This is a genomic window from Clostridium tyrobutyricum (assembly GCF_019144085.1).
Lineage (GTDB): Bacteria > Bacillota > Clostridia > Clostridiales > Clostridiaceae > Clostridium_B > Clostridium_B tyrobutyricum_A.
Window position 1 is genome coordinate 23,449 of sequence record NZ_JAHHUY010000023.1, and the last position, 26,100, is coordinate 49,548.

A 26,100-nucleotide genomic window follows, 5' to 3' on the forward strand; every position below is an offset into this window, starting at 1 on the left:
GATTTTCACTTTATATGAGTTTTTCTATTTTTAAAGAAGTAAAGAACTATGGCAATTACAATAAATATAAACATCAATGCCATAATACCTATAAATGTCTTTGTACTTGTATCTGCACTATTAAATTTATCAAATATAGGTCTGGAGACCTCTTTTTTGAATTTGAATGTTTTCAAGTTTCCCAAGTTATCTACAAGAATTGAATCTCCCGTCAACTTCAATACCTGTTTTGAAGAATACAAGAACCCGATTGACTTTGAAAGAATATCCTGTTTGGGAGATGTAAGCATTAAAATAGCTCTTTCTCTATTATATGGTGATACATCAAATTGAAATGAAGCTATATTTGAAGCATATGGTTCCAATAGATACTGTTTTTCATTTCCTTGAAACGAACTATAACTGCTATTGTATTTAAACCACAACTTTGAATTCAGATCTTTTACTACAGTATTGTTGCCAGGAGTACCATATATAATAAGATTTTTACTATAATACTTTTTTGAAAAATTTACTGATTTTACTACGCTTAAATTTCCACTATTATAGTTCATATCCTTTCCCATATATGAAAACATTCTGCTTATTACTTCAATGTCATTTTCTGATAAAGTATCTGGTACAACTATAACTGTATCATTAAATTTTCCATCTGATATAAATGGCTGAGGATAGGTATCAAAACTGTAAAAATCCACTTTGTTGTTTGGAATATATATGTTTGAATCTCCTGTTACAACTGCCCATGGCATCTCTTCCTGTCTAAACTGGCAGAAAGACCCCGGCATTTCAAGATCAAAGGCAATATTTATGTCTAGATAATTCGACTTTTTTATATCGTGAGGTACGGATAACTCGACTTCATCTCCATTGCACTTATCTTTGTAGAGTTTTTTACTTCCTACAGGTATTCCATTTAAATATACAGTTAGAAGAGAACGATTAAAATCCAGATTTTGAGAATACCTCATAAATAATTTTATTTTTGAGCCTTCCGAAAGCACTCTATTTTTAGGAAGAGCATACTGCACTGATGCACTCTGCCTAAAAGGTCCCTTTAATTGAATAGTATCCAATCCCAAATTTTCAAAAGTCAATCTGCTGCTCTGCTCAAAAGGCTTTCTCTCTTCATCAATACTTTTTTCCATGATAAAAGTATCTGAGTTCAACTGACTCAAGAGATTTTTATTCATCAACAGTTTCACGGATTTTTCAAGCATATCCCCATTTTCACTTGCTATAGCTATAATTTTTCCACTTTTTCTTATTACTGCATTGTCGCTATAATTTTGATTTTCCAATCGTGAATACAACTGTTTTACATTTGAAGGGAAACTTTTAATTCCACCTATATATATAGCATTTTCGTCTTTAGGCACTTTAGAATATTTCATGACTACACCATTGTAATCTTCATCTTTGCTCTGATTTCCAAAATAGGATTGAAGCATAAATGCTGCTGACAGTTCTCTTTCAGTATAGTTGTCAGGCACTGCTATTACTGTATTATAAGGGTATGGAAATTCGGATATGTTATTTGTAACGGACTTATAAGTAAATCCCATGGACAGACTTGAATTACCATAAATAGTAATCCAGTTTGCATTATTTACATCATCTATACATGGTTTATCTGATATCCTGCAATATGTTTCAACTTTAAGTTGATTGCTTCCACTTTTAATCAGCCTTAAAGGTATGGATATTTTCAGATTTTGCGTATCTTGTCCGGTCTTGTATGATAATGGAGCTGAATAAAAATTACTTCCATTTAAAGAAAATGTAATAGTTGCATATTTAACACTGCTAACCAGTTGGCTTATATTAAAATATATATCTGCATTTAAAGATTTAATTTGTAAATACTTGTTTGCATCAAAATACATTGAATGGGATGAAAAAACTCCTTTAAGATTAACATCATTCCCAAAAGTAAAATTTTTATATTGCAAATTATCTGTGGGTGCAGCTTTGACGCTTACATTCAATACTGTAGAAATCATAAAAAATATCATCATATATATTATATATTTAAAACAGTTACACTTTTTCATTTCCTTCCTCCTTAAAACCTTTCAGTTTTATACCACTTTGTTTCTCTCTTAAAAATAACATCCTTCAAATAACTGTAAAACCCAAATGCGGCCACTACTCCCCACAGTTTGCAGTATGTAAAATACATGAGCAGTACTACTAAAAAATTTTTTAAATTAAGTTCTCCTGTTTCAGTAGAAATAGCTACCATGATGGAAAGTGAAAACACGCTATATGCCATAATCCACAGTATAATACTGTAGCCTCCTATATGAAATTGGACAGTCTGTGTTAGTCCAATTACAAATAGAAAATCCGACAATAGTACTGCAGATAGGAAGAAAAAATATATCAGAGTATAGTACAATATATCAAATCTGCTGACGCCACTTCTTCTGGAAAACAAAAACTTGAAATTTTTCACAAGTACATATACATTTCCCTTTGCCCATCTGCTTCGCTGCTTGAACCACACTCGCAGTGTCTGGGGTTCTTGTTCCCAGGTTACAGACAGGGGCATGAATTTTATTCTATAACCCATTCTGTAAAGCCTAAAACTTATTTCCGTATCTTCAGTCACAGCATTGGGATCCCATCCTCCCATTTTTTCAATCAAACTTCTCCTTATAACAAAATTAGTACCTGGAATAGTACACAATTTCATAAACTGCCATCTTCCTGCCTGTGCCATCCATTGAAAAGTAAGTGTTTCAATGTTTATAAACTTTGTAAGAAGGTTCTTTTTTCTATTTCTGCATCTGAATTTACCTATAACAGCACCTAGTCTATCATCCGACAAAATAGTTTCCAGCAAATATTTAACAGCCTTTTTTTCAGGAGTATTGTCTGCATCATAAATAACTAAAAAATCACCTTTGCTCTTTTCAAATCCTATATTTAGTGCATTGGATTTTCCCTTTCCACCTGTAGTACTATCAGTATTTATAACAATAAGATTTCTATCTGGATTATCTCTCTTTAATTCATCCAGTATTTCTGAAGAACTATCGCTGGAATTATCATTTATAATTATGATTTCATATTTATCTTCAGGATACTCCAATTGAAGAAGTGATTTTACAGTTCTGCCTATCACCTTTTCTTCATTGTGCGCAGGAACCATGATAGATACAAAGGGAAAATCCACCAAATCTTCTTTCATTTTGACTTTCAATACTTTCAAGTAGTAAATATACCCTCCAATAACCAGTACTACATTTATAAATATTGTTATCCATATGATTCCAAGAGAATATAAAAGTAAATAATCAAATATATTCATAGGCCTACCTCTCTATTTAAAAAATTTTCTAACATCTATCCTTCTACTTATAATGACTATCACTATAAAAACAAGACATACTCCAGAAGTTATTACTATCATCTTTCTATTTGCTCCAGTTATATCAACAACTTTTTCATGAGGTTTAACTGTCCCTGATATTTCTTTTGATTTAAGTGGAACATTAACTTCACTTACAGATTTTCCATTTAAAAATATGTAGGAACCCAGGTTTGTCAACTTTAGTCCTCCCATATCAATATCCATATTCAAATAATCAACATCTCTAAAATGACCTCCAGATTGGATCATATTATTTACAGAAACTTTGAAATCATTTAGTGGTAAATCTACATTGATCCTAAATGCAGTATCGCTTGAACCCTTTTCCACATCTTTTTCTACAAATATATACTTGCTTGAATTTACAAGTTCCCTATAATCTTTTCGTGTGAAAAGTTCCTGGGATACATCAAGTGCCATAGGATATACCCCATAGTCAACATATATCTTTTCAGCAGAATCCATCTTTACCTTTAAATCCTTTCCGGATACATCCTCACCTTGGATTACAGAAGAATGCATTATAATTCTTCCACCTTTACTTTGAGCATATCTGAGTACCTGGCAAAATCGTTTCATGGCATCTAAGTCCTTGTTGTCATATACAGGCATTACACTGCAGATGAATGAAATACCATTGTCATGCAAGAAATCCACCTTTTCTACAAAATCATTCAAATCTACAAATGGATATACCTTATCGATTAACATATAGACATTTCCGCTGCCCGAATTTTTGCTGTTAAATCTGTATATTTCCCCGGCAAGCACAAAATTTCCAATACATTGGAAAGTAATAACTGTAAAAAACAAAATCATGGATGTTAGTACTGTTTTTTTTAATGCCTTAAACATCATAATCTATTTCCATTTCCGCCGTGGACAGGAAAGTCATGGCATCTTCAATATCCTCATTGTAAATACAATATCCAACCTGTATTTCCAATTTCAGATTATTGAATATATCATGTTTATCTATATTTACAGACTCAATATTTTCCTTAAATCTTTTCTTTACAACTTCACATCCACTTTCATCTGATATAAGTATAAATACAAAGGTGTCATTATCTTTTAAAATATATTTTCTATCTTCAATTCTCAGTGAATTTTCCAGTATATTTGAACAATCTGCAATTATATTTTTAAAGAACTTATCACCCACAATGCTCTTTAATTTGTTGTTGTACCTGAACTTGACTACCATAAGTGCAACTGGTATATTATATCTTCTGCTCATGCTCATATATATGGGCAATTCATTAAAAAGAGCCGATGAATTTCTTATTCCCGTAAGAGGATCTATCATGACAAGAGATTTACTTTCTTCATCAACTTTAGCTGACTGAACTTGCAAATCCACTATATATTTTGATAAGAAAGATATCAGCAGAGCAGTAACAGGTATAGCTGCAACCCAGTAGTATACTGAAGGATCTATCGAAACAGCATTCACAATATACATATAGAATTTATAACTGCAGTATATAAATTCTGCCGTCAAAACCACTACAAGTGAAAATGTAACTCCTGTATAATAGCTTATAACTGCCACTATCATAACTACTGAAAGCATTATATAATTTTCAAACTGTCCCTGAACCTGAATGTATTGAAATGACATGGATAAAATAAAAAAATATGCTATAAGCAGTGTCATGAATATGTCTATATTTTTTCTATAATCTTCAATTTTCATTTTTATCTCCTTTCACAGTAAATTTTTTAATAATCAAACAGACAGAATATAAAAACATCAAATCAAAAGTTACATTGAACATAAATACATGTTTTGCAAGATCTGCATCTCCAGCACCTATTATAGAAATAAATATCTGTGATACTCCAACGAGAAATACATACAAAAAAGCTTCTTCAAAGAGCTGACTATGTATATCGCCATTTTTTCTTGTTGCAATATATCTTTTTGCTGCAAATACAAAATATATTCCAAAAACAACTACAGTCAAGAACAGACTGTGCGGTATATAGTTTTCCTTTATACTGCTCCACATTGAAAAAAAGTGGGATTGCCGTCCAAAAGGTTTTCCTTCATTTTTTTCATAGTTTCCTATAACCCTGGGCCTTATGGAGTAACCGTTAATTACAGCCAGATTTATCATCTTTTTCATTGCTGATGGATTTTTCAAATAGAACGTCAGTACATTAAAGAAAGAATATTTACTGTAAAATTCCTTTTTTAATTTTTCACCACCAGGATCTATAATAGGCAATTCATCAAAATATATAGTTCCCTGAAGCATTGAATACTGCCTGTTTATATTGAACTGCTTCATTATATTGTCAGGATTTACCTCATTCAGCAATACCCCTCTTGTCATTGCATGGTATCTATTTATATAGTCAAAATCTCCAGATATTGATCTATATAAATAAAATGAAGATGCCAGTATAATTAAAGATAATACCATTGCAGTATAGCGAAATATCTTCTTATTGTGTTTTATAAAAATCCTGATTAAAATCAATGCTGCAAATATCCCTATTGGTGCAAGCTGTTGTTTGGAACCTATAAAAATAATTGAGGTTATTGAAAATAAAATTAAATTTATGATTGTATATTTTTTGAATTTATAAATATATAGAAGTATTCCAAGACTAAGTAGAAAAAAACTTAGATTTACAGCTTCGGCAAAGAAGGAATTAAAATATGCAATATAACCTGTATCACAAAATATGAACACAAACAGAGCTGTAATCAACAATTTGTATTTATGTGACTTTAAATTAACGGTCATTACATTTACAATTAAATAGGCCGCAGCTGCATACACTATTGTATATAAAAATGCCAATATCCTTATATCAAATATATAGCCTTCAGTTAAAAGTTTTGCTATAAAAACTGCTACTTTTGTAAATATAAGTTGTGTGGAAACTATAATTTTAGCGTTATCATTATTGTATCTATAAATTCCATAATCTTTAGTAAAATATCCTAAAAATCTATTTTTATTGCTACTTGACATATAATAGAGGTCACTCTGACTCATTATGCGAAAGAAATCTCCATTGTCCGCCATTCCAACTATTGGTCTTACAAACAGAGTGATAGCACATATAAATAGAACCATCACAGCAGCAAGTAATCCATAATTCATCTTCTTTTTCAAATAAGTTTTCATAATGAAATCACCTTTAATATTTGGACATATAAAAAACCAACAATTAAATTATTAATTGTTGGTAGGTTGTGCTGTTTTTCATTAAATTATTAATTAACTCATACTTTTTTCCAGCTTTTCAATTTGGCTCTGTTTTCCGATAGCTACAATTATATCTCCTTCAAGGAGTTTGAAATCTGATGGGGGTGAAACATTTATATCATTTTTTCTCTTTATAGCTATAATATTTATCCCATATATAGTTCTTATATCAAGTTGACTTAGAGTTTTTCCTATCCATTCTTTCATACACAGTATTTCAGTAGCTGTATACTCGGAAGACAGCTGTATAAAATCCAATATGCCATTTGATACCAGATTATGGGCAACTCTAATAGCAGTATCCTTCTCTGGAAAAACCACTTTGTCAGCACCTATCTTGTATAATATCTTTGCATGGAGTTCTGTATTTGCCTTAGCCAGTACATGCTTTATTCCCATTTCCTTCAATAGAAGTGTAACTACAACACTGCTTTGAATATCGTCACCTATTCCTATTATGGCTACATCGAAATTGTTTACTCCAAGTGCATTTAAATTTTCTTCTTCAGTAGCATCTGTTTGAACTGCCTGTGTCACATAATTGCTTATACTCTGTACATTTTCATCATTGGAATCAACTGCCAGTACATCATTCCCAAGCTCATACAAAGTCCTGGCTATTGACTTTCCAAATCTTCCGAGACCTATAACCAGATACTGTTTCTTCACCATAAGGTTTACCTCCAAATTAAAAGTTTTATCCGATCAGCATTCTATCATCAGGATATTTTATGGACTTTGGAATTTTTCTGTTTGTCATGGACAATATTATTGTAAGTCCACCTAATCTTCCAAAAAACATGACTACAATTATTATTATCTTTCCCACAGTACTAAGTTGTGCTGTAAGTCCCGAACTCAATCCCACAGTTCCAAATGCCGATACACATTCAAAGAATATAATTTCGGAAGATTCTCTGGATTCAGTCACACCTAATATCATAAAAGAAACTAGTACCAGTAATATATCAATTACCAATATTACAATAGATTTATAGACAAGATCTTTTTTTATAGTCCTGTGATAAATTTCAGTATTCTGTCTTCCCTTTATTACAGATACTACTGTCATTACAATTATAGCAGTAGTGGTTATTTTTATTCCACCTGCAGTAGAGCCTGGGGCTCCACCTATAAACATAAGAATTACAATAAGAGACTTACTGCTTCTCGTCATATCATGGAAAGATATGGAATTGAATCCAGCAGTTCTAGATGAAGTTGATGCAAAAAATGAATACAGGAATTTATGTCCTAAATTCATCTTTTCCATAGTATATGGATTTTTAAATTCAAACAGTAAAAATAGTATGGTTCCAGATACCAAAAGTATTATGGTCATAGTTATACATACTTTTGAGTGAAGGGATATTTTCTTTATGTCCCTAACCCTTCTTAAACCATATATCTCCTTCCATACATAGAATCCCAAACTTCCAGTAATAATCAAGGCACTTATAGTCAGTACAATATCCGTATTATTATGATATGGAACCAGTTCTATTCCAGCATTGCAGAAAGCCGAAACCGAATGAAAAATAGAATAAAACAGCCCTCTGCAAATTCCAAATTGCGGTATGAAATGTATAGAGAGAATACCTGCCCCTATAGCTTCTACCGAAAATGTAAATATCAATATATACTTTGACAGCTTTATAAGCCCCTGTATATTAAAAGAATTCAAAGACTTCTGAATCAGCAGCCTCTCTCTAAGGGTTATCCTTCTTCCTGAAAGCAGTGCCAGAAAAGTTGAAAATGACATAAATCCCAGTCCTCCAACTTGAATTAAAGCTAAAATTACAGACTTTCCAAAATAGGTCCAGTAATTTCCTGTATCCACAATTGAAAGCCCTGTTACACAAGTTGCAGAGGTAGCCATAAATACTGAATCCAAAAAACTTGTATATGTATGCTTTTGTGAAGATACTGGAAGAGAAAGCAAAATCGCACCTATAAAGATTATGAATAAAAATCCAAGTATTAAAATCTGAAGTTCATTTATCTTAAATAATTTTTTATTGAGTGTCATGCAATAGCATCCTTTTTCATTTTTTATATGAGTTGCTATATCTTAATTTTATTATTAGCATATCTCCTTATAGAAGTTTTTATACCTTGATAAACTTTAATGGGAATGAGATGGATTTTTAGACACTATATTTATAGCAAGAACAATTTCTTTTACTATATTTGTATTAAACTGCCTTGAAAGTTCATTTAATTTAGTATATAACATTCCTCTTTCAGTAGATATATATTTTGGTGGAAGATTATTTAAAACTATTGCCTTTATATCATCCAAGCATTTAGGGCATTTACAAATACCATCATATTTTTCCAGAATGCCTGGCATCAATGCATCTACAATATCTTCCATATAATTTTTTACCAACATTTCACCTTCTCAAATATATTTGTATATTTTCCTAGATAGTAGTTACTTGTAATTCATATCCAATAGCTATCTGATCAACTTACCAACTGTATTTTTATCTAAATTTCCACTCTGACAATACAGTGCATTGCCTGCATTTTTAACTATAATATCAGAATTTTCCATAATAGTCCTTGCTTGATACACATCTAACTCTCCCAGAGAGCTCAACCCTTTAGTTGCCATATCCAAAACCATGTCCTGATACAATACATCATTGAATAATCCTGTCATTTGTTTATGTATTTCATTTAAATATTTATCCAATGGTTTTATCAAATTATTTTCTATTGCATTAGTATTTTCAAGTATATCATCTATACTTAAATTTCCTTCTATATGTATATCATCTGTATAATTTTTATTATTATCTTTAGATTTTTTGTCACCGGATTTATCTAGACTTAGACTAAGGTTCATATCTACAATAATATTAGATCCATCACTTGTTTCTGCTGAAACTGTTCTCCCCGAAAAAGCACTTTTATCTCCAAAAGTATTGTTCATTATACTGTTCATGTTCTCAATTATTTCTTTTGCCTGTTTTTCTATAGATTGCTTGTCTTGACTTGTACAATTATCTTTTCTATATTGTATGGACAATTGTTTAAGCTGATTTGACATTTCCTGAAGTGAAGTCACGGCTTTTCTCTTTTCCTGAAGAAGAGACATACCTTCCTGTATATGCTGCTCTGCTATCTGACTGTTTCTAAGTTGAGTCCTCAATTGATCTACTTTAAAGTCATCTGCAGTAAATTTGCCATTTTCAACTAAATTTTTATTTAATTTATCCAATACACTATCGTTTTTTCTGTGTGTATTCATTATATTATGTTTGGTAATTACACTTGAAACAATATTTATCAATCAATTCATCTCCTCTATATGTGTAAAACTTTAAAGTTATGCCTTTATATCCAAATTATTTCCCAAATTTGGGTTTGAAGAAACATTTTCCAACATTTCTGTGATCTGTCCAGCATTTTCGCTGGTGTTGTTCATAGCCATTTTCATTAGTGCTATACCTGCACTCTGCTGAACCTTTGATTGGTTCATAGCAATTGATAATGATGCTATATCCATCTAAATTCCTCCTTTTATCCTGATTATCCAATAACTTTTATACAAACTTTTCTATCCCTTGGACCATCAAATTCACAAAAATAGATACCCTGCCATATTCCAAGTACAAGTTCTCCATTTTCTATAATAACATTACAGGATGAACCCATCAATGAAGCTTTTATATGGGCATGAGAATTTCCCTCTGCATGTAGATATGCATCATTCACTGGAAATTTTTTATTTAACGCATAGAGTATATCCCTTACTACATCCGGATCAGCATTTTCATTTATGGTTACTCCTGCTGTAGTATGTGGAACAAAAACTATTGCAATTCCATCTTTAACACCACTTTTTTTTACTTTTTCTTTTACAAGAGATGTTATATTTATAAATTCCTGTTCCTTTTTAGTTTTTACTTCGTATTTCAAATCAGTACCTCCAAACTTTTAGACTTAAGTATAACTCTAAATTTATAATATCTATATTTTAAGCATTAAATTAGAAAACCTTTTTAAATCATCTATATGATTTTCAATTACAGCTTTTACTATATCCAAATTCACTGTTTGATAATCATGAACAGCTATATTTCTAAATCCAACCATAGATTTCAATTCTTGCACAAGTTTTTTATCTATTATTTTATTATTAAATAATATTTCAAATGCATCCCTACTATTTTGTGGAATTCCAAGTTTTCTTTCTGAAACTATATGCATTGCTAAATCTATGGAAGCTTCACATGCTCTTTGAATATTCAAAACTATTGAATCCTGTTTAGTATAATTTTTTAGATTTTCAGGATTGTTACAGTATTCCTCTTTGATTCTCTTTATACATCTTTCAATAACAGATATCTTATTTAGAACAACATCATTCATATATTTGTCCCCTTTTTTTTATATTGTCTAATATTATTTGTCTCTCCTCGTTTAAACGAGCATATTCCTTATAAGCATACATCTCAAAATATGCCTTTTTATTATCATCACTGCAATATATACAGTTTCCATTAGCTATTATTTGGACTTTAAATACAGTAGACGCTTTGTTTAAGTTAATTAAGTCCACATCTCTTTTCAATATATCTGCAAGTCTTTGAGCCAACATAAATATCTCATAAGATGAAAATTCATTATCACTCATAAAAGCTATATCTATATCACTGTCTTCTCTAAAAATTCCATTTACACTTGATCCAAAAATATAAATCAAATATGGTTCAACTTCATATTTTAAAAAGTCTACTATTTTATCTACATTATCTTTATCTATATTCAACTAATCAACATCTCCTTAAATCTATGATCATTGAATGACATCATAATATGTATTTATTACCTTTATTTTATCAGACTATTCACATATAAACCATACTAAAATTTTTATAAGCTCTTGACTTTTATTCAAAACTAATTATAAAAAAGCTGGTGTAATACATTCATCGTATTACACCAGCTTTTTCAGCTTTATAAATTATGAAAACCATACTCTAAGCTTGGGCATCTAAAACCCTAACTACTGTATCCACTATCTGGTCAACAGATGGAAATATTGAAGGATATTCCTTGTTCCCATTGTCTACAAAAGTAAAGCCATCACCTATTAAAGTCTTTACATTACGCTGCACACTTGGGCTATTGTACATCTTGTTATTAATATGTGTAGCCATGACTTTGGGAGTACGTGTTGACATAATAATTGTTGACAACAAATTGTCTGCAATTCCATTAGCTGCTTTTCCCAAAATATTTGCAGAAGCAGGTGCAATCAAAAGCAAATCCGTGTCTTTTGAAAGAGATTTGTGACCTTTTTCCCATGATTTTGGCAAGTCGAAGGCTTCAATTTCAATCGGGTGATCAACGCTTCTCTGTACCATCAGCGGTGTTATAAAATTAGTTGAATTTTTTGTCATGGCAACATATACATCTGCATGAAGTTTTTTTAATCTGGAAATCACATCCAAAGTTTTTATAGCCGCACTGCATCCAGTAATACCAACTACTATCTTTTTACCATCAAGCATATTTACACATCCTTTATCTTAAGTTTTATAATGTTTATACTATAATTAAATTATAGCATCAAATATCATACATATTGCCAAAAAATCAAAAAAGAACGCATATACGCTCTTTATATTCAACATATTTAAATTTTAAATTTTTTTACCATCTTACCAAGTTTTTGTGCCATTTCCATTTGATTTTGCGCTGTCAGCACAACCTTTTCCATTGACTTTGTATTTTCATTAATATTGTTCTTTATGATTTCCGCATTTCCAGATGAGCTTTGGATATTTTCCGCCATAGACTGAACTGCTTCACTCAATTGATTTACAGTAGAATTAAGTTGCTCTGAAAATACTGCTATCTGACTAGACATTTTACTCGTGTAATCTGAGTCATTATAATAATAATCACCAATATTTTGAAAATTAACAAATTGAGTATTTATATCTTCATCTACAAATCTCAATATTTGGCTAGCAGTATTTGAAAGTGAGCCAAATGCCTTTTGAACTTTTACGATAGTATCCTGGATACTTGAAACTGCCTGTGAAGATTGTTCTGCAAGTTTTCTAACTTCTTCAGCCACAACTGCAAATCCTTTTCCCTGTTCTCCTGCCCTTGCAGCTTCTATTGCAGCATTGAGAGCAAGTAAATTTGTCTGTTCCGCTATACTTGCAACAGTATCTGCCATCATTATTATATCTTCCACAACTTTTCCATCTTCAATTGCTTTCAATATATTTTTTTCTTTCTCCTGATATAATTTTTGGACATTTTCCACTGCAGATTTACCCGTAATTCTCATATTATCGGCCCTTTGTTTAAATTTATCAGCATTTCTGTTTCCTTCATCTGCCTTGCCTGAAAGTTCATTTATGCTGGCATCCACTTCCTCTATAGATGCGCTGATTTCTTCTGATACAGCTCCCGATTCCTGTACAGTATCCGCTATACCATTTACAGCACAATTTATATCTTCAGTTTCTGATGATATATTCTTAATAGCATCAAAAAAATTTTCACTTTCTTTACTCATACTCTGAGAATTTTTCAATATATCTTTAATTAATCCAGTTAATTCCATCCTCATTACACTAAAAGAATTTGCAAGCTGACCTATCTCATCTTTTCTATTTAATAAATAGTCAAAACTATGATCTTCAGTCAAATCAAAATTTGAAGTTTTATTTACTCCTTTTGTTAAAAACAGTATTGGATCTCCTATCTTTTTTCCAAAATACATTGAAACCATCATTGCAAATAATAATGAAGCACTTATTATAAGTGTGAGCCACATAACCAATTTTTTCAGTGGTTTCTCCAATTCATCCTTAGATACCGATAACCCCACTCTCCAACTGCAAGTATTAATTTTAGAAGTTACAAAATACTTTTTTCTAGAATCATAATCCTCTAATAATATTATGTTTCCCTTAAGTACCGGAGAAAAATGTCCATTCATTACTTTATAAATATTTTTAGTTGTTTCTGCTGTAGGTTTAAAATTTTTATTTGGATGAACCATAAAATTATTTTTACTATCCAGCAAAAAAGCATAGCTATTATTTATGGGTTTTGCTTTATCCACAGTATTTATAATTGTATCTAGTTTAATGTCAGAACTTACAACTCCAATTATCTGGTTATTTTCTATTATAGGTTTTGATATGGATACTACCATTTTCTTTGTTAGAGCATCTACATAAGGCTCTGAATAAGTTAAACCTCTTTTTTCAATAGCACTTTTATACCATATTCTTTGAGTGCAATCGAATTTATTATCAGGTACCCAGCCAGAGCCATCTAAATATTTTTTATTCCTAAATCCCATATATACAGCCAGGGAATATGGATTAGATTTTGTTTTTTGTTGTAGATAATTTAAAATTTTCTTGTCATTCGAGATTCCTATTTGTTGTATTCCATCTCCAATTTCATTTAATATTTTTGCCTGTCCATCAATCCAGCCATTAATACTCTCTGCATACTTGTCGGATTGCGCCAAAATTTTATTTTTGGATTCCGTCATTATGGAATTGTAAAATATAAAGTAACTAACACCTGAAGATACCAATAAACTTAATATGCACGTGATTAAAATTATCAATATTATCTTGCCTTTAATAGTTTTCATAGACTTCCACCTTTTGTATGTCAGATTTATAGAATATGCTGTATAGTAATTCATTTTATATATTATTACAAAATATTCTACATTATAAATATCGGGGAATTAAATCTATGCTTTATATAGTAAAAACCATATGCAAGATATTCTTCAAGTTATTCTAACTTATACAATATTTACTTAAACTGATTAGTTAGCTTCATTAAATATACAGTATTTCTTGTAGATGAAATTTTATTATTCATCCTAAATACGTCTCAATAAACAGATAGAGAGCTAATCCAATTGCTCCACAGGCAATTAATATACGCAGTAACTTAGCAGGAATGTATCGTACAATGTATGGTCCGATAAATCCTCCAATAAAGAATCCGACAGCTAATGGTGCTGCTGCCAACCAATAAATGTGTGAACGAAATACAAATAATATAGTTGCCGCCAGATTGCATGCGCCAAGTGAAACATTTTTTAATGCATTATACTCTGTAAATTTTATATCACTTGTTGCCGCAAGCAGTGCAAGCATAATAACACCGCCAGCTGCACCGAAATATCCCGTATATGCTCCAACAAGAAATATTGCCACATACAAACTAACTTTTAATATTCTCTTGTAAGTAATGCTAGAAACAGACTGTTGTTTGTTTCTATTAAAATGAAGTAATTCAGGACGTAATATTAAAATAGCCGATCCTAAAATAAAAAATGGAACAACATGTTCAAAAGCCGACACCGGAGCTATCAACAAAAGTAAACCACCGAAAATACTACCTCCGACTGTAAGTGGCAGTAACCTGAGAAGATCTTTCTTATGACCACTCAACTCACGTTTTGATGATATTGTTGATCCAATACCACTAAATACTAAGGCAGCAGTATTGGTAATATTGGCTAGGACAGGAGGAATACCCACAGCTAACAATGCCGGATAGGAAACAAGTGATGCCAGTCCAGCAATTGAACCAACGATTCCTGCCAAAATACCAGCTGGAAAAAGAATAAATATATGACTCCACAAAATTTGCATTAACACATCTCCTTTTATGCTATAATAGCCGCATCATAACATTTCAGATATGATTTCATGAGTTTCCAGCTAAGTTCAAAAGTAAATTCGAATCTTTGAATAACTGCATCCACTAAAATATCACTATTATCTTTTATTTCACTTGCATCCTTCAATCTAAAAAAAGTTTTTTTAAAATCTATGTATCTATTTTTAACTCTCTCCAGCATCATAAATTACAATTCCTTCCCTCTCAATATTATCTTTCAAACCTTTTTTGGATATATTCTTCATATTTAATACATCAAAAGTAAAAGCTGTATTCAGTTGATTTAATCCATCACAAATAGAATTGAAATCTCTAGATGTAATATCATCTCCTAAAATAGCAATATCTATATCAGAGTTATATTTGTAATCCCCTCTTTCCCTGGAACCAAAAACAACTGCACAGTCTACGTTTTTAAATTTTGAAAATGTTTTTTGAATTTGTATCAATAATTCCTTTTTTATGCCCAATTTTTCTTCAAGTTTCAAAAAATCACCCCATTGACATTATTATAATCCATACAATTATCTCTTTCCACAAAAAAATAGTTAAATATAATAAATAAGACTGGCTTTAGTTTTTACACAAATCCAGTCTTATTTTCTATTTTTGATTATACTTATTTCAAATATTATAACTATCTCTAAATTCAATCTTTAAAATATCTCTCCAGTTCTTCTACTTTTTCCATATCTAATATGCCCACAGCAATTTTATCCAAAGTTTCATCTGATAAATCAGTTATCCTGTTAACATAACTATCAGGCAGTTTGATAAATTTCTTAGCAAGCATTTTAATGATCAATTCTGATTTACCTTCTTTTCTGCCCTCTTCTCTACCTGCTTTTATGCCTTCATTTCTGCCTTCTTCCATTCCTGTCTTTCTGCCTTCCCTTATTATGTTGTCTATACTTTTACCTAAATTGGATACCATGATATCCACCTCCCCTTGACTAGATTTTTCTAATTTAATTTTATCAGAATATTCTATTATACTCCATAGCAAAATATATTTTTATATAGTATTAAATTTGAATTAAAAAATGAGTTTACTGTGGGTGAATTATCTAGATTTGAAGATGTTATAATAAAGATATATAATTGTGATACTGACGAATTTGAAAAGTTTCATATTGACTAGTTGGTTCTATAGAATGGTATAGTGGTGCTAGTATAAAAATGTAGACACAAAAATTCGAACGATATAAAATAAAAGAAAAGGGGTGTCTACACAGTGTAAATGTCAAGTTCAAAATGTTGAAAAGTTCCAACATGAAAATGCATAAATATTTGATAGTAAATTTTAATTAATCATGGGTTCTTTCTTGCTGAATTAATTCATAAACATCTTTTGTCCTATACGAAGGTCCAATAATTTTTACAATATGTGAATGATGCAATATGCCTTTTGACATTATCTACCCAGTTATTTCTTATTCCTGTTTGTTTGCACCGTGGTAGCATTCGCTTTTTCTAACGTTCTTTTACCATCTAAAGAATTGTATCTTCCTTACGTTTGACCTACCATTTCCACGGACTCTATAGTTCTTATCAAGTTTAGCTTCCATTAGTTGCGAATGGGTTAAGTCTAATCAATACTCCGACAGATATGTGGGTAGTTACATATGCACGCCAGAAGTTGCATTTTCCTATCTGTAATACACTATCTAAACGTATCCTATTTATTGCTGCCGTTAACGACGCTTAATCATAGACCGTACCATTCTTTCCCTTGCCCTTGACAATCTCGGATACTAGACCATCAATTAAGCTTTTCCTCATGCAACCCACCACAGAATTACTTCTGACGCAGTTTCGGACGGGAATACCTTTACTACTAAGACAGCAGATACCTCTGCACTAATATTATTACAAGAAAAAGCCACTTTTTGTCGCACTCCCGCATGCGTCTCCGGATTGCTCCCCATATTATCGGCACATTCTAACGAATTTTAATTAAATCATAGATTTTCTTATAAATTCATTTGGGCTCATGTATGATAAGCTACCATGAATTCTTTCTTCATTATAAAATTTTATGTAATCATCAATTATTATATAGCCATGTGTGAAATTTTTAATTTCATTCCAAGCTATACATTCCTTTTCAAGTAAGGCGTGAAAGGATTCTATATGAGCATTATAATTAGGAGAGTTGGTTGGTATAAGCTCATGGTATATATTATTAATCTTGCAGAAATGTTCAAATTTAACAAAAGTGAATTGTGGTCCATTGTCACTTCTCAAAATTAAGTTTTTGGTAACATTATTTTCTTTTAATGCTCGTTCTACAGCTGTTAAGGCATCATTAGTAGTGGCTGTTTTTGTTATTTCTCTGCCTACTAATTTTCTAGTATAGACATCTATTATATCTGTTAGCATTATAAATTGTCCATTCAATGCTTTAACATATTTTATATCTATTTGCCATAATTGATTCATCGAGGTTACTTTTCTTGCTACAGCCAAATGACCTTGTTTTAAGTGTTTAACATATGGCAGAAGTAGTCCTAGTTTCTTTACTAATCTATACACTTTTTTTGCATTAATTCTTAATCCATGTTTTTTTCTAAGAATTTTAGTAATCTTCTTATATCCATAGAATGGGTATTTCTCACAAGTCTCATGTAAAAGCGTCTCAATAACTGAATCATCTATTATGCAATTATTTATACTGTAGGAGTATCCAGGTATAGGTCTACCGACCTTAGCCGTAGGCTTATTCTTACAATGTTTAACTTTTTCATTTGGATAACAGGAACTTCTAGCTATTTGAAGTAATCTACAGGCTCTAGCTAATTTTAATCCTTTCCTTATATACTTTTTTACTAATTCTATTTTATCAGCTACTTTAGGTACCTCTTTTTTTTTAATAAATCCTGCAGCATGCAGCATGTCAAGTTCTAATTCTTTTTTCCCTAAAAGCTCTTTAAGTTTCCTATTTTCATCTTCTAATACTTTTTCTTTAACTGTAGGTTTATAGTTTTCTGGTTCTGTTGCATTTATAACAGCAATTTGCCTTTTGAATGTACTAAGTGTAGATGATGAAACTCCATATTTCTTGCATACTTGTGCATTTGTTAACCCTTTGTTTAATTCTTCTACCATTTTAATTTTTTCTTCTAAAGTGTATTTCTTTCTACCCATATCTATAACCTCCGAATAATACTAATTTTATCATCTTCGTTAGGTTATGTCGAAGACTATTATGGGGTCAGAAAGTCTCCTCATATTATATTTTACAAAATATAGCTAATATTACTTGCTATTTCTGCTATCCTTTCAAGTTTCGTGTACACTTTATTGACTTAGATCCATATATTCTGATTTTTTATATTACGAATTGAAGTTATAATATCTTAAATATTGACATCAATACAACACTCTCAACATGACGCGAGAGGATAGGAAGTACGTCATATCTGAACTTTTCTGAACTCCTGTTTGTGAGAACATATCCACTTCTACTTCTTGCGTTCGTTGAAACATATCCATGCTTATTGCAGAGCCTTAAAATCATTACTGATTATTGTAGACAAATCATCCTTCGTTGGATTTTTGATATTGACAACTCTCCTTGCATGATTCATCACCAAATCATCATAAAGATTTCTTACTAATCGGCCGTTGGCAAAGTTCTCATCCTTTTTAGAAATGCTTTCTTCCAAAAAACCACGAATGACAATAAGTAAATTCTCATCAAGAACATAATCATTATTATCACACAGCGAGATAAGTATTTTTTCCAATTCCTCTACCGCATAATCAGGAAACTCAATAAAAGTGTTGAATCGAGATTTCAACCCCGGATTAGATTTGAAAAATTTTTCCATTGGTTCTGTGTATCCAGCTACAATGACAACCAGATCATCACGATAATCTTCCAACGCTTTTGTTAATTCAGTAAGACATTCTCGACCGTATGAATCACTATGGTCATTTTCCGTAATACTATAAGCCTCATCAATAAACAGAACACCGCCCTTGGCTTTTTCAATTACACTCTTTACTTTAAGCGCGGTTTGCCCTTGATAGCCAGCTATTAAGTCTGTTCTTGAAACCTCAACAAAATGACCTTTGGAAAGCAATCCTATCTGCTTATATATATAGCCAACAATACGTGCAACGGTAGTCTTTCCTGTGCCGGGGTTCCCAGTGAAAGCCAGATGTAAAGTGTTCTTTGAAGAGTGCAGATTATTCTCTCTACGTAACTTCTGAACCTTTTGGTAAGCAATCAAGTCATTGACCTTTGCTTTGACAGTTTCTAAACCAACAAGAGCATTCAGCTCATCCAGTAATTCTTCTAATGTTCTTGTATCCTCTGGTGTTTCTGTATCTGGTTTGCAGACATTTTGTAATGCTGTATAACCATAATATTCAATTAAATTTGAATTCAGCAACTGTGCTATACGTTTTATTTCAATCTTATAATTTTGATTACCAACCACTTCAGATATTTTTTTTAGGAGATATACCGTAGCCGTCTTGCTATCATCCTCGATAATTGAGGCTGCAAGTTTTGTAATCTCGCCACATGAATCCGTAATGGCATCTAATTTTGAAGCACTATTTATTAACGCACTCTTATATTTATACATCATATCACCTTCAAAAGTATAATAACCAATTCAATTAAAGCAAGACCAAGCGTACCGCCCGCAAGTAAATAAGCATACTTGATTTTTTTAGTCAACATCTGAACCGCTGTATCGTTTTTTTCTACCACATCTGCAATGGCCACATCAATGAGTTTCTTATTATTCTGAATAAGATTGTTTGTTTCTTCGCTCTGTTTTTCTAATTTGGATACTTGATTAGAATGTACCTCATTTGAATCCCAGAGTTCATCCATATCCTGCAAATGTACAATGTCACAAAGTTCTTCTTTGTACTTCGACAACTCATCAATATGACTTTGATTGGCACGAACAAGTTCAATCGTATTATCACTTTGTTGAGCCAAACTATCCAATCTATCCGAATGAACCTCTGTCTTGCTCCAAATTTCATCCATATCCTGCAAATGCTCGTAACCAGACAAAGTGTACATAAACTTCAAAAGAATTTCAATATCAGATTGTTGCCTGGTTGCAACACCCCTAATAGAATTTAAATCATTACAGATGTTCATCAATGAACTATGGTCATTAGATAAAGACTCCCACATTTCATCTATGTCATATAAATGGATTATTTTTTCTAGTTCACAAGTAAACATAAGTACGGATTCAATCTGGGCAATCTGCTTATTTAGACACTTTCCAAAATCTGCAATCTTGTCATCTGTAGTTTTTAATGCCGCTTTTAACCCATCAATTTTCTTTGCATTTGCATTACCAGTGGATGTTGCGTTATTAATCGAATTTGATAACGTTGTTATCTCCTTATGCCATTTCTGGCAATCATTCCACATCTTATCGATGTCACCAAGATGGGCATAGTTGTCCAATTTCTGCTTGAATTTTTTTAGAAGCTCAAGCGTTTTCTTTTGGTCATCGACAATCTTTTTTATCTGTTCTTGTGTAGCTTCAATACGCTTACCGGTTTCCTCAGTAGCTTTTATAGATATCAAAATAGCTTGAATATAATCTTTATCTAATGCTTCTAACGCACTATATACCTGCCCAAATTCTTGGATAAATCTTCTGTGCATGGTATTAATGTCTATCAAATGTTTTTGAACTTGACTAGTTAATTCATTTAATTCAGCTCCAGTTACTTTATGGTCAGTACCAATGCCACCACCTTTTAACCATTCACCAAACCACTCACTAACGTCTTTAGATGTATCTACTTTTTTCAAATCCAAATCCGTTGTTGTTTGTTCTGAAAATTCTTTTAAGCCTTTCTTTGCGACCTCAAAATCATAGGTTTTTATCACTAATTCGCTCATCTTTATTCCTCACCTAGTAATTCGTATAATTCATCGGAGATTTGCTCCAAATCACGATTCTTATTTTTATAAATTTTACTTCTCTTACAAATAATTTCACCAGCATCTTTCATAATTTTAGAAACTTCTTCATGTCTAGTAAACATAGTACTTATAGTTGAAGACTTAACATTGCCAAATTCATCACTGCCGCCATAAACATAATTGGGATTTATTATTGAGACGCTGTTACCCGATGAAATATCAGCAGAATCTTCCTTAGGTGCTGCGATAGCATCATCCTTTGGTTTCTTTGTTTTATTCAAAAGTACATAAACAACGGCTCCGGCTATCAAACCAGTTCCAATTATTCCTAATGCTTTTTTCATAATCACTCATCCTCCAATTCATCTAATAACCTATCAATATCATCAAGTGTCGTCTGGATAGACTCATCTTCCTTACAGTTTGCTGCAATATTTTCTAACGATTCACTCATCATGTCAGTCGCTGCTACATGACGTTCTTTTATCGTATTCGCTGCATTTGCTTTATCGTGTTTAAGCTTTACTTCGCTTACAATACGAATTTGATGTTGAAGGTTTAAAACCTCATTACCCTTATTGACTTGAGCCTCGACATTTTCTGATTTTTGACTCTTTTCAATTCTTTTTTCAATAAGATTTATTATAATAGCACCTATAATTCCTGCAACTACAGCACCCAAAAAAATGCCTAGAATATTTGCAAGGCTACCAATTAAAGGTATTTCAACAGCAAATATAGGAATTGTCATCAGCCCTTTTTCGATAACTTCGCCAATCACTAATGCTCCAGCTCCAGTTAATCCTGCAATAATTATTTTACCTGTTTCGAGAAGGAGACGACCAATAGGTTTACCTTTGTTCTCCGGGCTCTTTATATAATTGACAGCATCTTTAAGCGATTTCCAACCTTGCTTTAACAACATCCATACTTTTTTTATGGTTCCAAAAATAGGACCTATAATCGCTGTTGCAACAGTACTAAACACAATATTTCCTGTATTAATCATGTGTGTTTTCATTTTACTGATGAATGAATGAATAGCTTCTTTTAAGCTATCTAGAAGGGTATCTAGGCCCTTTTTAGCGGACTTAAACCACTTAACTAACTTAGCGATAATTTTCTTAACCAAATCAGCAAGTAACTGCATAAGCACCGCTCTGAGTGCTTTTCCTCCAATACGAAACGCTTCTTCCTTTTGGGACTGTTTTCCTGCCTCAATGGATTTCTTCTCAGCTTCTTTTTTCTGCTTTTCATATTCTTCATGAGCCTCTTCGTATTTTTTACGCAGAGCTTCCTCATCAAGTCCAAAATATTCTGACTGCGTCTGCCCATCATCACGTGGATTACCCAACCATTCCTCCATAGTAAGGTCACTTTTGGACTGATTGGCTGCTGCATCCAAATCATTTAGATTAGCATCACTTTTTGCAAAATTCTGACGTGACTTTCTATCCATATGTGCTGCTGCATCCATATCTCTTATTTGCTCTGCGGCAGAGATAGTATGATCTTTCGCAACAGTTTTTGAACCCTTTTGATCTTTAGTTCTCGTGTCAAAATTTTCTCTCGCATCAGACGCTAACTTTTTCTTCCACGAGCCACTTCTAATATCCCAATCTTCCCATACTTTAGTATCTTCGTTATACCTAGTTTTACCAACCCACTCTTGTTTATTTTTATCAAAACGCTCATATGTCTTTGTTTTCTCATCAAAGTGCATATTTTTACTCATTTTGATTTCCATATTTGGATCTGTTTGAAAATCAGCTCTCATTTCATTATATCGCTCTTGATAATCAATCTTAGTATTGTGTGTTGCAATCTTCCCATGTTCAAAATTTTCTGTTGTTTGAATATGAACTTCATTTCGTAAATCAAGTTTGAGGCAATTATTCTCTTTAATAAAATCCTCCCCAGCGGTGACAGCAATTTGATTCATAAACTGCTCCCAAACAACATCCATAATGACATTTCCAAGATTGTCCGGATTTCCTATTTTTTCTTTTTCATTTTCCAAAAATTCCAAATCAGCAAGTTCTTCTTCTAATTGACTTTGGAGTTTCTCTTCCAACTCATCGAAGTCAAAAGAGTTTGCTACATCCTCACTAAGCCATTGGTTTTCATCAAGAAAAGCATTTTCCTTTTCCATAATATATCTATCCTTTCAGCACAAGTTTTTTCATTTCTGCATAATTATGTTTTATTATGCTCAAACAATAGGACACATGCCTGTCCCATATAATATTTCTATAAAACCTTATTTCTATTAATTTAAGCACATAATTATCCACCTATAAATCTATATTTTAATCCAATCTCCTTGACTTCTAAGCCACAAAGGAGCTTGTCAAGCCCGCAGATTCCATGATTCCGATAATAACGACCTGTGCTATCTCCTGTATCTGTTTATTTTCGATTTTTATCCTGCTTTTGGATGGCCTGTTCCATAAATAATATCCACTGCGTGGCACATTGAATAATTTGCACATCTTTGTAACCGAGTGTATGTCACGCTGGCTTTTTATAAATTTATAGATTACCTTCGGTTGTCTTGAACAAAATTACCTAACATTTTTTATCTCCTCCATATGATTATTATATCTAACTCATATGTGTTCATCAATTCGAGTACAGGTCAGTATCCTCAAACAAGTATATAGATATAAAAATAGCTTTTTCAAATAAAATATATTTTATTTGATTCTTTTCCTATACTGCATTTTGCTAACCCTATTAAATTATTTCGTCCTGGATGTCGCGGCTGCCCCTTATTAGTTAAGTTACTATTCCATGTATCTGTATCAAAAGTAAAAATCTTTTTTTCAACTAGATATGACAAAAATTCTATTATTTTAGTTGCCCTACCAATATACTCTTTTTCACTAATTCCTTTTGGTGGGTCACCCCATCCTAGTATTATATTATCTGTTTTAACAATTTGCTCTTAGATCTTATAGAAATTTGTCTTCATTATACTATTATATTTATCCTCGCCCAAAGTAATTTTCAATTCATTTATAATTGATGATAATTCATTTGATTGACTCTTAAAAATAGGATATAAATTTACCACTTTTAACTTTCCAAATATGTATTTATCTTTTAATAGCCTTAAAATACTATTTATTGTATCATCTGATTGATGTGAATCTGCAATACTTGGATTCATCATTATACACAAAACATCATCTTGATTATTGCACATTTTTACTTCTAGTAAATATCTTAAAGAGATATTTTTGCAGCAATACTCCTTTTCACAGAATGGCTTATCAATTATAAACTCTGGATATACTTTCATTATTATTGCGACCCTCCAATATAGCTACTTTTCCCAGGCACTCTTGTATTTTTTAACATTTCACAATTATATAATTCTAAAATCTAAATTCTCATTATGTATTAAAATATATCAATCAGCATCAATTTCACCTACTCCCGGAAGTATTCCTATAAATCTTGCCAGCGACATAATGATCATGATTACTCCGGAGACATGATTTTCAAAAATATAATATCCGAAAGATATGTATAGGATGTATGTACAGCATCCTTTATAGAGCTGCCATCAAGTGTAGTTATACATAAAATATTTGACATTATATAACTTGACCATTTCACTTTATAGGCACTTCCATTATTAAGAATAACTAAAGCAATAACCATAATAGTATACCAAAACATAATTTCAACGTAATTATTGAGAAGTGCCGTAACCATACGGGTTACGGATTTAATCTTATAATCCTTTCTTTTTAAATGATGAAACAACAATACATTTATCTGATATATGATTACTTCAAATACCCTCAATATTGCATATACAACTATAAAATATATAATAACCCTATATTTATTGGATAAATTATACACCAGTAGAGAACTAAGTATAGCGGCGATTAAATTTCCTATTACCCAGCCGTCAACAAAAGCATGAGATTTTTATACTTACTATAATACTTACTATAACAACTACTAAAATACTATGTTTAAGTGTTCTAAAAGTATTTTCATGAAAATTTCCCCTAATCCAATTTTTTAAATTTTATCAAATATATATTACAAATAATAAATTAATTACTATTTTAATCAATTATCGGAAGATTAAATCTACACTTTAGCATTAGAACCTAATTTATATATAAAATCACTATATTTTACAGATAATAATTATATATTTAAAAATAGGATAATAAATATGCCCTTTACCAAAAACATCTCAACATATAACTTATCATAAAGTCAAAACAGATTGGCAATACCAATAAAGAAATTGCATCTATTCTATCCAGAAACTGCTGGGGTATAGTGGATAAAGTTAGAAGATTAAAGATTCAAAATAAAATTTAATTATCTATTATTTATAATCACTCTTAATTTCCTCATCTAAGGCTCTAGCCTGTCCTGCCAAATTGTTAATCTTATAATTCAGATCCTGTATTTCTATTTCACTGAGTTTGGATGTTTTAGCTTTTCCTGCCATACTTCTCATTAGTAAAAGCTTTTTCTCAATAATGTCTAGAACATGAATTCTATATTTTACCCACTGAAACTCCTGTTTTAATTGTTCTATTTCGCTCATACTTTATAACTTCCTTGTTTATTATTTTATGGAAAATGACTTCCACAAAATATAATTAGCAACTTTACTTAAATCATTGATTTTGTTCCAGTTTTTACCTTGATGACCCATATTGTAAGAGTCTGCTGGGGATTGTTGTGAACAGGGTGAGTTTCTTTTGGACAATAAAAAAGGTAACTGCGTTAATAATCATTCGCAATTACCTATTATTTTTATCTATGCTAATTTCTTCCCAGGTGTTTAAACTTTTTTCTGTCAGATCTTGTGATTTGTTATTTCTTTTAGTAGCTATTTT

General features: G+C 31.5%; 28 protein-coding genes. All 28 read right to left on the reverse strand.

Going from position 1 to position 26,100, the window contains the following annotated elements; all coding sequences use genetic code 11:
• Nucleotides 1-5: 5 nt before the first annotated feature.
• Entirely contained in the window at nucleotides 6-2,054 is a 2,049-nt protein-coding gene (locus KM800_RS10715; RefSeq protein ID WP_217813060.1) for a cellulose biosynthesis cyclic di-GMP-binding regulatory protein BcsB, read from the reverse strand.
• Nucleotides 2,055-2,065: 11 nt separating this feature from the next.
• Entirely contained in the window at nucleotides 2,066-3,316 is a 1,251-nt protein-coding gene (locus KM800_RS10720) for a glycosyltransferase (protein ID WP_217813061.1), read from the reverse strand.
• A 12-nt stretch (nucleotides 3,317-3,328) separates the two neighbouring features.
• Nucleotides 3,329-4,234: a DUF2334 domain-containing protein gene (locus KM800_RS10725; RefSeq protein WP_217813062.1), complete on the reverse strand. Its 906-nt coding sequence runs from the start codon at nucleotides 4,232-4,234 to the stop codon at nucleotides 3,329-3,331.
• On the reverse strand, nucleotides 4,227-5,078 hold the full coding sequence (locus KM800_RS10730; RefSeq protein ID WP_217813063.1) for a GGDEF domain-containing protein: 852 nt from the start codon (nucleotides 5,076-5,078) through the stop codon (nucleotides 4,227-4,229). Before KM800_RS10730 ends, KM800_RS10725 begins: the two co-directional genes overlap by 8 nt.
• Entirely contained in the window at nucleotides 5,068-6,525 is a 1,458-nt protein-coding gene (locus tag KM800_RS10735; RefSeq protein ID WP_217813064.1) for a hypothetical protein, read from the reverse strand. The genes KM800_RS10730 and KM800_RS10735 overlap by 11 nt, the downstream gene beginning before the upstream one ends.
• Before the next feature lie 93 nt (nucleotides 6,526-6,618).
• On the reverse strand, nucleotides 6,619-7,278 hold the full coding sequence (locus KM800_RS10740) for a potassium channel family protein (protein ID WP_217813065.1): 660 nt from the start codon (nucleotides 7,276-7,278) through the stop codon (nucleotides 6,619-6,621).
• A gap of 25 nt (nucleotides 7,279-7,303) precedes the next feature.
• Nucleotides 7,304-8,635 (reverse strand): TrkH family potassium uptake protein, encoded by a 1,332-nt coding sequence (locus tag KM800_RS10745; protein WP_217813066.1) that lies wholly within the window; start codon nucleotides 8,633-8,635, stop codon nucleotides 7,304-7,306.
• Between the two features lie 96 nt (nucleotides 8,636-8,731).
• On the reverse strand, nucleotides 8,732-9,001 hold the full coding sequence (locus tag KM800_RS10750) for a late competence development ComFB family protein (protein ID WP_254906536.1): 270 nt from the start codon (nucleotides 8,999-9,001) through the stop codon (nucleotides 8,732-8,734).
• A gap of 66 nt (nucleotides 9,002-9,067) precedes the next feature.
• Nucleotides 9,068-9,907 carry a hypothetical protein gene (locus tag KM800_RS10755; RefSeq protein WP_217813067.1) on the reverse strand — a complete coding sequence of 280 codons (840 nt, stop codon included), beginning with the start codon at nucleotides 9,905-9,907 and terminating at the stop codon, nucleotides 9,068-9,070.
• Between the two features lie 36 nt (nucleotides 9,908-9,943).
• Complete coding sequence (locus KM800_RS10760) at nucleotides 9,944-10,123, reverse strand: YjfB family protein (protein ID WP_217813068.1); 180 nt, start codon at nucleotides 10,121-10,123, stop codon at nucleotides 9,944-9,946.
• Nucleotides 10,124-10,146: 23 nt separating this feature from the next.
• The gene (locus KM800_RS10765) at nucleotides 10,147-10,536 is read right to left on the reverse strand and encodes a secondary thiamine-phosphate synthase enzyme YjbQ (RefSeq protein ID WP_217813069.1); all 390 of its coding nucleotides are present in this window, start codon (nucleotides 10,534-10,536) and stop codon (nucleotides 10,147-10,149) included.
• A gap of 51 nt (nucleotides 10,537-10,587) precedes the next feature.
• Entirely contained in the window at nucleotides 10,588-10,989 is a 402-nt protein-coding gene (hepT, locus tag KM800_RS10770; protein WP_217813070.1) for a type VII toxin-antitoxin system HepT family RNase toxin, read from the reverse strand.
• The gene (gene mntA / locus KM800_RS10775; RefSeq protein WP_217813071.1) at nucleotides 10,982-11,389 is read right to left on the reverse strand and encodes a type VII toxin-antitoxin system MntA family adenylyltransferase antitoxin; all 408 of its coding nucleotides are present in this window, start codon (nucleotides 11,387-11,389) and stop codon (nucleotides 10,982-10,984) included. The genes hepT and mntA overlap by 8 nt, the downstream gene beginning before the upstream one ends.
• Before the next feature lie 211 nt (nucleotides 11,390-11,600).
• Nucleotides 11,601-12,134, reverse strand: a complete 534-nt coding sequence (locus tag KM800_RS10780; protein ID WP_217813072.1) for a flavoprotein — start codon at nucleotides 12,132-12,134, stop codon at nucleotides 11,601-11,603.
• Between the two features lie 125 nt (nucleotides 12,135-12,259).
• Nucleotides 12,260-14,254: a methyl-accepting chemotaxis protein gene (locus KM800_RS10785; RefSeq protein WP_217813073.1), complete on the reverse strand. Its 1,995-nt coding sequence runs from the start codon at nucleotides 14,252-14,254 to the stop codon at nucleotides 12,260-12,262.
• Nucleotides 14,255-14,489: 235 nt separating this feature from the next.
• Complete coding sequence (locus tag KM800_RS10790) at nucleotides 14,490-15,275, reverse strand: sulfite exporter TauE/SafE family protein (protein ID WP_217813074.1); 786 nt, start codon at nucleotides 15,273-15,275, stop codon at nucleotides 14,490-14,492.
• Between the two features lie 14 nt (nucleotides 15,276-15,289).
• Complete coding sequence (locus KM800_RS10795; protein ID WP_254906537.1) at nucleotides 15,290-15,487, reverse strand: HI0074 family nucleotidyltransferase substrate-binding subunit; 198 nt, start codon at nucleotides 15,485-15,487, stop codon at nucleotides 15,290-15,292.
• Nucleotides 15,468-15,791, reverse strand: coding sequence for a nucleotidyltransferase domain-containing protein (locus KM800_RS10800; RefSeq protein ID WP_217813075.1), 324 nt, complete (start codon nucleotides 15,789-15,791; stop codon nucleotides 15,468-15,470). The genes KM800_RS10795 and KM800_RS10800 overlap by 20 nt, the downstream gene beginning before the upstream one ends.
• Nucleotides 15,792-15,952: 161 nt before the next feature.
• Entirely contained in the window at nucleotides 15,953-16,237 is a 285-nt protein-coding gene (locus KM800_RS10805; protein WP_217813076.1) for a DUF4351 domain-containing protein, read from the reverse strand.
• Nucleotides 16,238-17,259: 1,022 nt separating this feature from the next.
• Entirely contained in the window at nucleotides 17,260-18,450 is a 1,191-nt protein-coding gene (locus KM800_RS10810; protein ID WP_217813077.1) for an IS3 family transposase, read from the reverse strand.
• Between the two features lie 350 nt (nucleotides 18,451-18,800).
• The gene (locus tag KM800_RS10815; protein WP_254906538.1) at nucleotides 18,801-19,901 is read right to left on the reverse strand and encodes an AAA family ATPase; all 1,101 of its coding nucleotides are present in this window, start codon (nucleotides 19,899-19,901) and stop codon (nucleotides 18,801-18,803) included.
• On the reverse strand, nucleotides 19,901-21,196 hold the full coding sequence (locus tag KM800_RS10820; protein ID WP_217813079.1) for a hypothetical protein: 1,296 nt from the start codon (nucleotides 21,194-21,196) through the stop codon (nucleotides 19,901-19,903). The genes KM800_RS10815 and KM800_RS10820 overlap by 1 nt, the downstream gene beginning before the upstream one ends.
• Nucleotides 21,197-21,198: 2 nt before the next feature.
• On the reverse strand, nucleotides 21,199-21,564 hold the full coding sequence (locus KM800_RS10825; protein WP_217813080.1) for a hypothetical protein: 366 nt from the start codon (nucleotides 21,562-21,564) through the stop codon (nucleotides 21,199-21,201).
• 2 nt (nucleotides 21,565-21,566) lie between these two features.
• Entirely contained in the window at nucleotides 21,567-23,372 is a 1,806-nt protein-coding gene (locus tag KM800_RS10830; RefSeq protein ID WP_217813081.1) for a cation diffusion facilitator family transporter, read from the reverse strand.
• A 7-nt stretch (nucleotides 23,373-23,379) separates the two neighbouring features.
• Nucleotides 23,380-23,502: a hypothetical protein gene (locus KM800_RS15525; protein ID WP_254906539.1), complete on the reverse strand. Its 123-nt coding sequence runs from the start codon at nucleotides 23,500-23,502 to the stop codon at nucleotides 23,380-23,382.
• Between the two features lie 665 nt (nucleotides 23,503-24,167).
• Nucleotides 24,168-24,524, reverse strand: coding sequence for a DUF1643 domain-containing protein (locus tag KM800_RS10835; protein ID WP_217813082.1), 357 nt, complete (start codon nucleotides 24,522-24,524; stop codon nucleotides 24,168-24,170).
• A gap of 182 nt (nucleotides 24,525-24,706) precedes the next feature.
• Entirely contained in the window at nucleotides 24,707-25,036 is a 330-nt protein-coding gene (locus KM800_RS10840; RefSeq protein WP_217813083.1) for a hypothetical protein, read from the reverse strand.
• Between the two features lie 544 nt (nucleotides 25,037-25,580).
• Nucleotides 25,581-25,805 (reverse strand): hypothetical protein, encoded by a 225-nt coding sequence (locus tag KM800_RS10845; RefSeq protein WP_217813084.1) that lies wholly within the window; start codon nucleotides 25,803-25,805, stop codon nucleotides 25,581-25,583.
• Nucleotides 25,806-26,100: the final 295 nt, after the last annotated feature.